Genomic DNA, 13,738 nt, shown 5'->3' with positions numbered 1-13,738 from the left:
CCGCCCGACATGATCATCATGCCGTCTTTCAGAACGCCCTCGAGAGCCGACTTGGCGTCGGGATAGACCTTGTTCATAGTGACTCACCTATTCGAGACAAATTGAAGACCCTACATAGCTGCCAATGGGTCCAGGAGAACCTGCTCAGCCCTTCAGCAAACACATCATGGCGATCGTGGCAAAACACGTCGCCGGGACCCACGCGGGTAGAGGCTTGCTAGATCACAATCAAGCGGCCACTCGATTTCTGCCATTTTTGGTTACTCGTTTGCTTGGCCACTGCAGGCCTTGAAGCTGGCCCTTTGGGACCCGGCGCTCTATTGTCAGAAACTGAGAATTCCGCACGTCTATCTCGAGCGACGGTGCAGCAGTTCAATACTCTTCGACACGAAGACGAAGGACACGATCAGCATCGTCGCGGCTGCCCTGATAGCCGGACTGATCTGATCGCGCGCCACCAAGGACAATAGGTACTTCCGCCTGAGCGCTATTTTGCGAGCCAAGCGCTGAAGCGCTGGTGCAAATCGGAATGATCAGCCCAAAAACCGAAATCGAGAGGTAGTGCATTCCTCATACGATTATCATTGGGAAGATTGGGCAGAACCTTCGTATCGATCATCGCGTACGCGTCCCGATTGCCTGGTGGGTAAGCCAATTGCAGTGCAACGCTGGCCTGAACGCGTGGAGAAACAGCAAAACCAATAAATTTGTACGCATCATCAAGCCGCGGACTGCCTTTGGGAATTACCCAGTAGCCCCCCCCAATCGTCGCGCCATCCCAAACGGCCTCGAAGTTCTTGCCTGAATTCTTTACCGCGTCGAAAACCCTGGTACTCCATGCCGCCGTCATCACGACCTGATTGTCAGCAAGAAGCTGCATCGGCTGGGCACCAGCGGTCCACCAAATGACGTCGTTCTTAATGGCATCGAGCTTTCTGAACGCGCGATCAACGCCGGACGGCGTGCCTAGCACTGTATAGACATCCTTAAGGGGAACACCGTCCGCGATCAATGCCCACTCCAAATTACCTCTTGCGTTCTTCCATAGCCCTCTCTTGCCGGGAAATTTCTTGACGTCAAACAGATCGGCAACTGTCTTGGGACCATTCGGCAACCGATCCTTGTCATAAGCTACGACGGTAGGAGCAATTCCCGAGGCCACCCCGCAGTCATACTTGTCGCCATTAAAGATTTTTACGCGGTCTAGGCCCAACTTTTTCCAGTCAATCACTTCGATGCTACCCTCGGCGCACATTTGAAGGGCTGCGTCTCCGCCGACATCGACCACGTCCCAACTCACACTTTTGGAATCGACCATTGCGCGGATCTTCGCGTATTCGCCGCTGTACGTCTCGGAGACAACCTTGACACCTGTCGCCTGGCTAAATGGTTGAAACATGACCTGACGGAAGACCTTCTCAGATGGCCCTCCCCAACCAACCACCGTTATCGTCTCCGCAAGTGCAGATCGGGAGAGCCCAAGGGCACCTGCAGCCAATCCAACGACTGTCAAGACCCGACCGATGTTCAATACATATCTCATCATTTTCATTTTCTCCTCAGTGTTTTTGTGCAATCCCGAATGAACCGGCTTTTATCGCCCGATGGCATCTACATTAAGCGCTGCCGCGTGCGCGCTGCCAGCCTCATGAACATCCAACCATGCATGTTGCGTTCTTTGAAACTCCTCTCCCATGCAGCCGGTTGTTCTCGCCGATGAAGGGGGAGCCGAAGGCGCTCTGTGGCTGCAAGTAGACATCAATTGGGTTATCTCGAGATGCATTTACTTACGTAATAGGCCTATCCAACGCGCCGAGCAGCCCGTCCATCAGCACGAGCTTGGGTTCGAAAACGAAGGATGGGCAGCGCGACGCGCTGTGTTGCTGGCCGCCTGCCTGGCATTGCATACCCCTGTCCCGTCGTGGAGCTACCCGTTACAGCGCCGCCGCCGATTGGCAGACCCTTAGGTTCTTTCTTGAATTGGGGCCTCTTGGACGCGCAGCCGAGATTCCAAGGATAAACCTGCAATAAAGCGTCTTCGGTTGACCAAGGTGACGTGATCCTTCCCTATCAGCCTGTAACACTGCGACTTTCCGGACCGCAAACCGTTCGTTGAGACAGGATTATCAGGCTGCCGCCGCTGAATTTGATCAATGATCCGCATTCGCTTGCGGAAATCCTGCACAGACTAGCTAACGCCACCATCAATCGGCGCTCTCTGCAAGCGCCGTGGCGCTTCCGTCGATTTCCTCCTGCTCTTTACGCCGCTGCTGCAAACATGGCATTGGCCATCGTAATTTGGCTAAGCGCGGTGCGGAAGTCGTCTCATCGACGATGTTCCATTGCTTCCAGGGCTATGCGCTGAGATCGAGAAGAGAGTCCGCCGCCTTAAGGGTTCTCACTCGGGTCGTGGCACGTGATCGAGTTTCATAACGGTGCAAGGATCTGTCTCGGGCGATCGATGAACGCGGCCAGCGACCGACCTCATGGCATGATCGGAAAGCGGCTTAAGTGCGCTAGTAATTAAGGAGCCCTGGGGCGCAACGTCGCATTGAGGAAGAGATTTTTGATTTTAGATAACGTTTAGAAAGCGGCGACGCGTCAGAGCCCGAGCCGCCGATGTTACGACGTCGACGCGCTCAATGAATACGGAAGCTATATACTCATCGCGTGGATCGGCCTCTTAATTCTGTGTAGCGGCGCGGCTTGTAAGCGTCTTTAGCGAGATTGATGCAGTCTTGCTCGCCTTTGCATCTCGAGCGGAGAGCGGCTTTGAAGCAGGGTGCCGAGATCAGATCTTTTCGTCAGGTTTCGTCGGACCAGGGGCACTCCAGACTAGTATAGCTTTGTCGGCACGCCATCGCTCAGGCTGCTCCGCGCTGCCTCAAGTGACCCGTCCAATCGGCTTCAGGAGAACAGCAGAAGTCGCACCCAGCAACGTTCAGCATTTCGTCGGCACATGAGGTAGGTCTCAATCTTTTCTATCAGGACCCGCTATTCTCGCGCAGGACCTGCTCCCAATGCGTGTCGTCTCGGCGGGCTCCTCCGCAATAGCGGTGAAGTCGGAGAGTCCGAGGGTTGAGCGTACATATGCTCTTGGTATCAGCTGCCGGACGGCGAGGTGCACCAAAACGATCTTTTCTGCCGGAACACTGCACGCACGCGCCAGAAGTTGGCGATATTATTCACTAGACCAAGTTAGCGTGCCTTGAGCTACAAGACGACCGGCCTGACGAAGTGCAGCGAGACTTTGAATGTGAAAAGACTGCAGGTTATCCGATGTAAAGCGAGAGCGGCCTTGCCCATCAGAAGTGACTAGCCAGCGCGCTTGCATGATTATCGCAATGACACGTGCCTATAGTTCGCCGCTGGATGCCAGCAGCGTATCTTCGCGTAGTAGATCAGCATTCCTATGGGTTCCCGATGAGCTGAAGCGACATGCGCATCAGATTGTCGGCAAGTGCAAATATCGCAAGCCCGCGAGAGCCAAGCGAAAGAAAATAGAAAGGGCTTCACAACGTGAACGATCTTGAGATGTTCCGCCAGAAGACGTTTGCTTGGCTTGAGACGAACTGCCCGCCGGAGATGCGACAGCCGATTAGCTCCGGCGATGACTTCGTCGTAGGTGGCCGTCGCGCCGTCTACAAGCAGCCGGCCCAAAAGGTCTGGTTGGACCGCATGGTCGAGAAAGGCTGGACGGCACCTGACTGGCCCCAGCAATACGGAGGCGGCGGGCTTTCCCCTGCGGAAGCCAAGATTCTTCAAGAGGAGATGGGCCGCCTCGGTTGCCGGACTCCGCTGAGTTCGTTCGGCCTCTACACGCTGGGCCCGGCGCTGCTCAAGTACGGTACGGAGGAGCAGAAGCGGGAGCATTTGCCGAAATTGGTCCGTGGCGAAATATTTTGGTGCCAAGGCTATTCCGAGCCGGGAGCGGGCTCCGACCTCGCCTCGCTGGCCACCCGGGCGGAGGACAAGGGCGACCACTTCCTTGTGAACGGCCAGAAAATCTGGACGAGCGACGCCGACAAAGCCGATTGGATCTTCTGCCTGGTCCGCACGGACACCTCCACCAAGCACAACGGAATCTCCTTTCTTCTGATCAATATGGAGTCTCGGGGGGTCTCCACAAAGCCGATCAAGCTCATCTCTGGCTCCTCGCCTTTCTGCGAGACATTTTTCGGAAATGTAAAGGTACCGAAGGAGAACTTAGTCGGTGAGTTAAATAAAGGGTGGGAAATCGCTAAATACTTGCTGGGCCACGAACGCGAGAACCTGTCTAGCATTGGCACGGAGGGTGGGCGACTTTCGCTCGGCGAGTTGGCCAAGCGCACCATTGGTGTCGAACCGGACGGTCGCCTGGACGATCCAGTTTTACGAGCTCGCATTGCGCTGTTTGATATCCGTGCCCAGGCGTTCGAAGCCATGTCTGAGTGTTCCATCGACGAGCTAAAGCACGGGCAAGCGCATCCTGCGCTGCCCTCTGTGATCAAATATTTCGGGACAGAGCTGAACAAGCAGCGTCAGGAGCTGGTCATGGCGGCCTGCGGGTCGGATGCGCTGGAGTGGGAAAGCGAACGATCTCGTGGCGGGGCTAACGCGCGTGCTTGGCTTCGGTCCAAGGCCAATTCCATCGAAGGTGGCACGTCCGAGGTGCAGCTCAACATCATCGCCAAGCGCATCCTCGAGCTACCGGGAGCCTGACACGATGCCCCTCTTCCATACCGAAGATCAAACGATGCTGGCCGACACAGTGCGGCATTTCCTTGCCAAGGAAGCCCCGGTCCGCCACATGCGCGCGCTGCGGGACGCCGACGACAGAACGGGCTTCTCGCGCGAGCTTTGGAAGCGGTTCGCTGAGCTCGGCCTGAATGGCGTCCTTATAGAGGAGGCCGACGGCGGCCTAGGGTTGGGCCACGTCGAGGCAGGCATCGTACTCGGGGAGATTGGCCGCAATCTGACGCCATCGCCGTTCCTCGCGACTGCGGTAGGTGCGGTCATGACACTGAGAGGCGGCTCGGCGGCCCAGCGCCAAGCTTGGCTTCCGCGGATATTGACCGGAGAGGCGGTTGGCGCGCTTGCTATCGACGAGGGCGTGCGCCATCGGCCCGATCGAATCGGGCTGCAGGCCGAACGGATTGGCAAAGGATTCCGCCTGATGGGTGAGAAGCGTTTCGTGACCTGCGGTCACGCTGCCGACTTTTTGATCGTCCCGGCCCGGACTGCGGGCTCCGACGGCGAGGAGCTGGGCCTGACGCTTTTCCTGATCGAGAGGAACACCGCGGATCTCAGGATCGAGACGGAGCGGCTGACCGACTCCAGCCTCGTCGCGCGCCTGAGGTTCGATGGCGTGGAAGCGTTCGCAGACGCAGTCATAGGCGAGCTCGATAATGGGTTCGGCGGCCTGAAGCAGACGCTCAGCGCGTTGCGCGCCGGCACCTCTGCTGAGATGATGGGCGTCGGCTCTGGCGCGTTCGCCATGACACTAGATTACCTCAAGCAGCGCAAGCAGTTCGGTCGCCTGATTGGCTCGTTCCAAGCACTACAGCATCGCGCCGCCCATGTTCACACTGAGATGGAGGTGGCTCGTGCTTCCATCCTCAAGGCCCAGCAGCTGCTCGACTGTGATGATACGGGTGCCGAACAGGCAGTCATGGTAGCCAAGGCCATGACCGGTATGGCCAGCGCGCTCGCGGTCAAAGAAGGGATTCAGATGCATGGCGGAATTGGGATGACTGACGAGTATGACATCGGCTTCTACATGAAGCGACAGCGAGTGCTCGCCGAATTGTTTGGCGATGTCGACTACCATTCGAACCGCTTAGCGCAGCTTGCGGGGTATTAGGGGCAACAGATAATGAGGGCGCATCCTCATGTACTACGCGGACCAGGTCGGCTGTCGCAAACGGTGACGCTGGCGTCCCAGTCGGCCGCCTCGGAAAAGCTACTCACTTAAGTGATACTCGCGCAACTCTTAGTATCGCAATTCCTCTCAACTATCCGGCGGCGCGTGAGCTTGTCGTAGCGGAAGCAGAAGTGGCTACTAAGCCTGGAGTCGCTTGTGTTGGACGCTACGTCGGCATGACGCCGCTCAAGGCCTAGTTACCTGCCCGTCTGAACATCGTCGACCCGCACGCAGATGCCGGTCACAAAATCCGATGACGGCGAAACCAGGAATAATAAGGTGCAGCTGCGCCGGATCACCGATGCGCGGACGCGGAAATCCCTTCATGATGTCGCCCGTGCGCTGTAGCATGCCGCTCATCATCTCGGATGAAAACGATCCCGGTGCGATCGCGTTCACATTGATATTGAACTTCGCCCATTCGACCGCAAGCGCCTCGGTCATGCGTACCACTGCGGACTTGCTGACTGAATAGAGCGCGGGGCCATTTCCTGCGTAGGAGCAAGCCGCCGACGATGCGAGGTTGACGATGGGTCCAGGAAGTTTTGCCTTAATCAGTCGGCGTGCGACTCGCATGACAGTACAAACGGCGCTGTGCATTCGTATCCAGCACGCGGTCGATCAGGTCTATCGACATCTTTGTAGCGTGTTGCGCGTCCGGGATGCCCGCATTGCGTCACCAGGATTGTCACCGGACCGAGCTGCCGCTCTCCATCCCCCACAACCTTTCTCAGCTGATCAGCATCCGTCACGTCGAGCTGCAGCGGTACGGCATTGCCCCCAGTGAGATGAATTAGTTGGCGGCACAACGACTATGCTAGGCGCCTGCTTAGAACCATCGAGGTGGTGATCGCCGCAATTCCGGAAAGCAAACGATATTCCTTTCCAGGCGAGTCGCCCTGGTGAGGTTATCGGCGCGGACACTCCGCACGATTCCTTCGAAGAAGCACGCCGTCAATCTCAGTACGTCAGAAGATCTCAAACGGGCCGGCTACGGCCATCCCGCCGCCGACGCAAATGCTGACGACAACCTGGTACATCAGATGCGCGGTGTGCGGGCTCCCGTCATACCATAGGGACGCCCGACGGAGATGGAGTTGGCCGAGATGTTCAGCCTCTCATTCGGCTTTCCTAGCTTATCGCGGCACAATAATACAGTACTTGGCTCGGGAATGCTTCATTCAGGTCCAGAGGCCGATGTCGCCCAGTTTCTCCGGCGCGAAGAAGCCGCGAAAGTTTCTCGCGGTGGCGCGCAGCGCCACCTTCGGCTCTCATTTCGGATTATGAGGATGATGCGTACGTTCGGGCTCATGGAGCCGTTCCGTGTGATCCATAGACTTGACCAGCTGATCGACTTTATGTGAGCCCGGCCTCCGAAACGCTCAGCGGATCGAAGGCTCCGAGCTGATGCAGCCCATTGTGAGGGCAACAGCCGGGACCGACAGGTGACATTCGGTCTCGCCTTGTCAAAAGCGTTTCGATGCTCGACGTATCCTTTCCAATTACTCCAAGGCTGCTCCTCCGCTAAACGCGCTTGCGCAGTGACTGCTCCCACCTCGCGAGTGTCTCGCCAGCGCCATAATCCACGGAGCGCAAGCCATGCAATACCCTGATAATGCCCTCATCGAGTTTCTCGTGGTACTCAGCTATAGTCATCCCCTCATCCGATTCTCGCGCAAGTTGCTGCTGCGACATCTTGTTCAGAAACGCGTCAGTATACTCTGGCGCCTCGCTCTCCCTGGAGGGCCGCTTTTCTTTGCTGTCTGTGCGCCATCCGGCCCACTTCTGCATGAACGCACGCATGTTGGTCTCACCGCTGCCCACATAGTACGTTAGGATTTGGCCCAACATGGGCAGGCGAAGCGCGAACGAATACCGGATGGCATCGTCAATCTCCTGAACAGTAGCGATGTCATCCTGCACGAGCCACTGCGCCTCACGCCAAATAACGTCCTGCAACCTGTTCGCAATGAAGCTGGCAATCTCTTTGCGTACGACCAGTGGATGCATTCCTACTGCGCGATAAATCTCGGCCGCTCGCGTAATCGCCTCGGCGGTAGTTCGCGCGCCACCGCAAAGTTCGACCAAGGGCAACAGATAAACTGGCTGAAACGGGTGCGCAACCAGCAATCGTTCCGGGCGAGGCATCTTCGCCTGGAGCAAAGTGGGCCGGATTTGTGAGGTCGAAGAGCAAATGGGGATGTCTGGGGGCGCCGCCCGGCAGGCGTCCGAGAGCACCTGCTGTTTGAGCTCCAGACGCTCCGGGACATTCTCCTGAACGAGCTCGACCCCGCGCACGGCATCGGCAACGGAATCTACGAGAGTCAGCGCCCCTTCACCTGGCAACGACACCTGCGTCAATTGTTGAAATGCGCGGCGCGCTCTCTCAAGGCGCTCTTGCACACGCTCGACCGCACCCGGCTCGGGATCGTACAGACGCACGTCTACTCCGTTGAGCATGAACCGTGCGGCCCACCCGCCGCCGATGACGCCGCCCCCCAGCAACCCGACTGTGCGTGGCAGCCTTTCAGACCTGGTCGCAGCACTCTTAGACATGGAGTTCGCCTTTCAGATGTCGAAATTGATCTTTTTAAACTGGACCGCGTTTCATCACTCCGGTAGATTTCCCTGGGTCCTTCCGGGCTTCTTAGTTCATCGGATTTGCACCGCCGCGGCTCCACATCATCTAGATCGCCGACCGACGATCTCCTTTTGGGGGCACCGACACAGGCGGACTATTCTTCACCTCAATCCATGGAACCATGACCTCAGAAATGGTGTTAGCTTCCGATTTGGCGTAACCGCACAACACGATTACAGTTCTAGCTGTATCGGATCGCGGGTTTTGAATTCGATCAATATTGAACCTTGTGAAGCAGATATTCTGCGCCTCCTGATCAAAATCGAGGCCTTCCTCTCGTCAATTCTGACGAGGCACGTGTTACGACACGAAAGCAGCTGGACGTGACAACATGCAGGACCAGCAGAACGTATTGCTTCGTCAAGAGCATCGAGAACTAAGGCTTGTTGATGATTCATACGCAAGAGCCTGCTGGTTCACCAGCGAACCATGACGTCTTGGCCATTCGAGCTTAGGCTGTGGAGTTCGAAGTCACTTGTCCGACGAGATCGGCAACGGGTGGATGAACTGGTGAAGTTCCCGAATGACGATGCTACTTGTTGGTGCACGTATGCTATCGGTGTTCTTGTGAAGCCAATTGAAGGACCTGGACCAGCAGATCGATGCCAACTGACGTGAGCGGCGATCAATTCCAGAGAATGAATTCGATCGCGAAGTTGCTATCACGCATCTTTGGCATTCATCCGGCCGCGGCTCTGGCCGACTGTACCGGACCAGACCGTGCTCCGCTCCGGACAAGACTTTGCGGCTTGGCTTTGCCTGCCGCCGAAGCAGAATTCCACCGCCGGAAGGATGGGCTTGGCCGAATCACGAAACAGGGAGCTCCCATCTTAGACACTTCCTCCAGATCTGAGTACGTGAGGTTGCAAGGATTTCCGCAAACTCCGCACGAGCCGGGGTAGAACACAATGCACTCGCCGACCTGATTGTGACTGGAAGGTCGATCGTTTTCATCTGCGTCCCCTCCTCATGAACTGACCCGCTCCGCGTGCTCCGCGGGGCGGGCGATCTTTCATTCCTTCCCGGCCAACTTCTGCATGGCATTTTCCAGCGCCCTGTCGAGAACCTCGATCAGCGTGTCGCATTCCGAGCGGGTGATGATGAGCGGCGGCGACAAGACGATCGTGTTAGAATGCCGCGCGCCTCCGCCAGAGCGGCCGACGATCACGCCGTTCTTCTTGCAGAACGCCAGCACCCCGGCGACGAGCTTGCCGTCCAGCTGAACTTTGCTCTGCCTATCGGTGACCAGCTCGATGCCGATCAGGAGACCTTTGCCACGAACTTCGCCGCAGATGCCATGCCGCATTAATCGGTCCTTCAGTCCGTCCATGAGATAAGAGCCGATCTCGGCTGCACGCTGCGGCAGCTTCTCCTCGAGCATGATCTCGATGTTGCGAACCGCTACGGCTGCTGCCACTGGATGGCCGCCATAGGTGTTCACCTGTATGACCTGGCGCGCCTCGGCCTCTTCGCCGAGAAAGCTTTCGAACACCTTGTTTTTCACCACGGTCGCACCGATCGGCAGGTAAGCCGAGACGATGCCCTTCGCGACGGCCATGATATCCGGGCTAACGCCGTAATGCTGGTGGCCGAAAATCTTTCCAGTACGGCCAAATCCGTTGATCACCTCATCGACGTGCAGCAAGACATCGTACTTGCGGCAGATTTCCTCGACCATCGGCAGGTATTCATCCGGAGGCACGGCGACGCCGACACCGGACATAATCGGCTCGACGAGCACCTCAGCGACGGTTCCGGGTCCTTCGCCCTGAATAGCGGACTCAATCGCCTTGGCGCAGGCGATCCCGCACGAGGGAGATTCGAGACCAAGCGGGCAGCGATAGCAGGTCGGCGCCGGCACATGCACGAACTCGCCCGCGAACGGCTCGAAGTTGGTCTTGCGATCGCCCATGCCACCGGCGGCCAGCGTGCCGAGCGTCGTGCCGTGATAGGCGTAGTAGCGGCTAATGGTTTTGAAGCGGAAATCCTTCGGAAACTCCTGTTTCGCGTACTGCCGCGCGATCTTGAAGGCGGCCTCGTTGGCCTCTGAGCCCGAATTGACGAAATAGCTGTGATAGCCGCCGCCCATCAGATTGTTGATCTGCTCGCCGAGCTCGGCGGCGGGCAGGTTCATGGCCGTGTGCGGATAATAGGCAATCTGTTCCATCTGCTCGGCGGCGACTTGGGCGAGCTCGGAGCGGCCGTAGCCGATATTGACACACCAAAGGCCAGCCATGGCGTCCAGATAGGCTGTGCCGTCATGGTCCATGATGGTGGAGCCCTGGGCCCCCGTGACCACGATCTGGTTCTGCTCGAGCACGCGGTGCTGAACGATCGGGTGCAAGACTGTCTTGAGGTCCTGCTTGACGATCTGCTCGCGAATCTCGGGATCGGGTGCGTTCTTGAGAGTCATCTTTGGTCACCTTGCCTCTGAGCTAATTCCAATGTCGTTAGAGGATATTCATCTTCACAACGGTCCCGTTGGCGATGAGAACGGAAGGGTGTTGAACCTTACTGGCATACTGTGGCGCCTTGACCAAGCGGGGCGGGATCCGATCGTTACTGTAATAGCGCCTCGTCCTTCTGCAGAGCGCTCCTGCGTCCTCGGTTGCCGTCCGGTGAAAAGAGGCTTTCTCTCTCACGAAGGCCGCAGCCCGCTCTTTGTAGTCCTCAGATGATGTCAGGACCAGTCGATCGACATCCATATGGCTCGCGAAATCGGTGCCCTTCGCACCTCCCACACCCCTTTGATATCGTCGGCCGCGCCGGTCAGAATTGTGAATGAGGTTTCTGTGGCGTCATCAAAAATTTCAGCAGCTCTCGTCAGCTCGCGAGTTGCATCGTTAGAAAGCGCATTGATGCGATCGCCGCGGTCGAACCTTGCCACCGCAGCGCGCCCTCCCGGCCAAGCTCTTCCTCGATCTTCACGAGCTTCGCTAAGATTGATCTCATTGCTATCTGGCATTTTTCCCTATGAAGATCTCGTGAGCTGCTCCAGCGTTCATTTGGAACATTCGACATCGGCTACATTGCCGCCCAACGGACGACTTCATCCGACCGATACGATCGTCACGCAGTCGGGTCCTTCGCACATTCCCGTCACTGCGCAGAGGCTCAAGGCGCGGGTAATTCGGTTCGCTCGGGCGTCCGGTTGGCTCCACGTGAGCGTGGGTTCGCTGCTACCGACGGCCGGGACTTAGGGACCACCCGGGCGCGGCGGGACAGCTTCTCACCAAGGGGATCATGTGTCTTCAGCCATTCTGTACAAGCTCGCTTTTCTTAGGCGCAGGCCGGCCCGTCCATCACGATCAAGACCATTTACTTTTTCCGTCGGAGAAACTCGCCAATGTCGGACGGGATGATGCATATTTCAGGCAAGATTTTCCACTTCGACGCAGAACATCATCGTGGACCAACCTTACGCGCGCGAATGGAATGGCCCTCGGTGGGATTGTAAGGCAAACTGGATGTGGCGGTCGGAGAGTTGGCGCTAGGCCACCCATGCAATCGCTTCAAGAAACTTTACAAGGGCTTCTTGACAAGCGCCGAGGCCATCGCAAGAAGGAAATAACCAAGCCTAGCCGGGTCCTCGACACTGGCTTGTTCCTACAATTTGCATAAAGAAGTAAGAGCCGGCTCCGCAGATTTGAACAGGTCGATAAGTGGAGTTTCTGCCTGACAGCGGGCACGCTGATGCCTGCGAATCAGGAGAGACGATGAGCAGACGACCGCGCCGGAACCACACACCGGGCTTCAAGGCGAAGGTGGCGCTTGCCGCCGTCAAGGGCGACCGGACGATCGCTCAACTGGCCGAGCAGTTTGACGTCCATCCCAATCAGATCACGGCGTGGAAGGCTCAGCTGGAGGGCGGAGCTTCCGGAGTTTTTGGACTTGGCAGCGCTGCGCCGGCCGTGCCTGCGATCGACGTGAAGTCGCTGCACGCCAAGATCGGAGAGCTGACGCTGGAGAACGATTTTTTAGAAGGAGCGCTCACCAAGGCGGGGTTGCTGAGCGCAAAGCGATGATCGACCGTGAGCACGATCTGTCGATCACCAGGCAGGCGGAAGTTTTGCAGATCAGCCGCGGCAGCGTTTATTACCTGCCGCGGCCGGTGCCGGACGCCGATCTCGCGATCATGCGGCGTCTCGACCGGCTGCATCTGGAGTATCCCTTCGCCGGTTCGCGTATGTTGCGCGGCCTGCTGGCTGCCGAAGGGTGCAAAATCGGCCGCCGGCATGTCAAGACGCTGATGAAGCGGATGGGGATAGAGGCGCTCTATCGCCGTCCGCGCACCACCAAGCCGGAGCCCGGCCACAAGATCTATCCATACCTGCTGCGTGGCATGGAGATCACGAGGCCTAACCAGGTCTGGGCCATGGACATCACCTATATCCCCATGGAGCGCGGGTTCGTTTACCTCGCTGTGGTGCTGGATTGGGCGACCCGTCGGGTCTTGTCCTGGCGGCTGTCGATCACGATGGAAGCAGCCTTCTGCGTCGAGACGCTGGAAGATGCCTTGGCTCGTCACGGCAAACCGGACATCTTCAACACCGATCAGGGCTCGCAGTTCACCGGCCAGGCCTTTACCGACGTGCTCGCCGACAACGGCATCGCGATCAGCATGGACGGCAAGGGCGCATGGCGGGACAACGTGTTGGTCGAACGGCTCTGGCGCAGCGTCAAATACGAGGAGGTCTATCTGCGAGCCTACGAAACCGTCGGCGAGGCACGACATTCGATTGGCCGGTATCTCGATTTTTACAACGGACGACGTCCGCATTCGAGTCTTGACGACATGACCCCGGATCAAGCCTACTTCAACCTTCCGCCGCTCCGCGCGGCCGCCTAACCCCGGCAGAGGCTCCACTTATCGACGCGGAGATTCTGTTCAGACAAACGGGACCAGCTCAGTAGTCGTCCGTGAACAAGGCTCTAAGCGATTGAGCAGGAGTCAGTTTTCCGGTTGGGGCGGCATTTGAGATTGCAGGGATTGGGGGCTTGAGGCCCCCAAACCTTGCAATTTTCGTTTGTGGATTCCCTTTCGCTGCGGACCATGATTCTGTGGTGCATTGGAGGGGCCGATGCGACCGAAGAAGCACAGGACGACGGGATCGAACGATCTGTTCCGGGCGCGGCTGGACCAGATCATCAACATGAAGCACGAGCTGGTTCTGCTCGCCGGCAAGATCGATTGG

General features: G+C 57.7%; 9 protein-coding genes and 1 pseudogene. 4 read left to right on the top strand and 6 right to left on the bottom strand.

Annotated elements, in window-relative coordinates:
* Positions 1 to 77, bottom strand: a pseudogene (locus tag AC0L3S_RS37805) (succinyl-CoA--3-ketoacid-CoA transferase); the annotation flags it as partial.
* A gap of 410 nt (positions 78 to 487) precedes the next feature.
* Positions 488 to 1,546 carry an ABC transporter substrate-binding protein gene (locus AC0L3S_RS37800; RefSeq protein ID WP_259219443.1) on the bottom strand — a complete coding sequence of 353 codons (1,059 nt, stop codon included), beginning with the start codon at positions 1,544 to 1,546 and terminating at the stop codon, positions 488 to 490.
* Positions 1,547 to 3,519: 1,973 nt separating this feature from the next.
* Between AC0L3S_RS37800 and AC0L3S_RS37795 the strand changes: the two genes are divergently transcribed.
* Together AC0L3S_RS37795 and AC0L3S_RS37790 are read left to right on the top strand one after the other, a co-directional pair.
* Positions 3,520 to 4,701, top strand: coding sequence for an acyl-CoA dehydrogenase family protein (locus tag AC0L3S_RS37795; RefSeq protein WP_259219442.1), 1,182 nt, complete (start codon positions 3,520 to 3,522; stop codon positions 4,699 to 4,701).
* 4 nt (positions 4,702 to 4,705) lie between these two features.
* The gene (locus AC0L3S_RS37790; RefSeq protein ID WP_259219440.1) at positions 4,706 to 5,842 is read left to right on the top strand and encodes an acyl-CoA dehydrogenase family protein; all 1,137 of its coding nucleotides are present in this window, start codon (positions 4,706 to 4,708) and stop codon (positions 5,840 to 5,842) included.
* 246 nt (positions 5,843 to 6,088) lie between these two features.
* Here the strand turns inward: AC0L3S_RS37790 and AC0L3S_RS37785 are convergent, their stop codons facing one another.
* Positions 6,089 to 6,502: an SDR family oxidoreductase gene (locus AC0L3S_RS37785; protein WP_259219439.1), complete on the bottom strand. Its 414-nt coding sequence runs from the start codon at positions 6,500 to 6,502 to the stop codon at positions 6,089 to 6,091.
* 497 nt (positions 6,503 to 6,999) lie between these two features.
* Between AC0L3S_RS37785 and AC0L3S_RS37780 the strand changes: the two genes are divergently transcribed.
* Entirely contained in the window at positions 7,000 to 7,266 is a 267-nt protein-coding gene (locus tag AC0L3S_RS37780; protein ID WP_259219454.1) for a hypothetical protein, read from the top strand.
* A 160-nt stretch (positions 7,267 to 7,426) separates the two neighbouring features.
* Here AC0L3S_RS37780 and AC0L3S_RS37775 read toward each other — a convergent pair whose 3' ends face one another.
* From AC0L3S_RS37775 to AC0L3S_RS37765, 3 genes are all read right to left on the bottom strand, one after another.
* Complete coding sequence (locus tag AC0L3S_RS37775; protein WP_259219437.1) at positions 7,427 to 8,458, bottom strand: 3-hydroxyacyl-CoA dehydrogenase NAD-binding domain-containing protein; 1,032 nt, start codon at positions 8,456 to 8,458, stop codon at positions 7,427 to 7,429.
* Positions 8,459 to 9,555: 1,097 nt separating this feature from the next.
* Complete coding sequence (locus AC0L3S_RS37770; protein ID WP_259219436.1) at positions 9,556 to 10,956, bottom strand: aminotransferase; 1,401 nt, start codon at positions 10,954 to 10,956, stop codon at positions 9,556 to 9,558.
* Between the two features lie 267 nt (positions 10,957 to 11,223).
* Entirely contained in the window at positions 11,224 to 11,430 is a 207-nt protein-coding gene (locus tag AC0L3S_RS37765) for a Clp protease/crotonase-like domain-containing protein (protein WP_259219435.1), read from the bottom strand.
* 829 nt (positions 11,431 to 12,259) lie between these two features.
* Between AC0L3S_RS37765 and AC0L3S_RS37760 the strand changes: the two genes are divergently transcribed.
* Positions 12,260 to 13,392, top strand: a protein-coding gene (locus AC0L3S_RS37760) for an IS3 family transposase (RefSeq protein WP_259219434.1) whose coding sequence is annotated in 2 segments (ribosomal slippage) — positions 12,260 to 12,515 and positions 12,515 to 13,392 — 1,134 coding nt in all. Because the reading frame shifts where the segments join, the coding sequence is not laid out codon by codon here.
* The last annotated feature ends 346 nt before the right edge of the window (positions 13,393 to 13,738 follow it).

The organism is Bradyrhizobium sp. Ken01, assembly GCF_055807355.1.
Note: the sequence above shows the minus strand (reverse complement) of the source record. Positions and strands in the feature narration are given on the sequence as shown.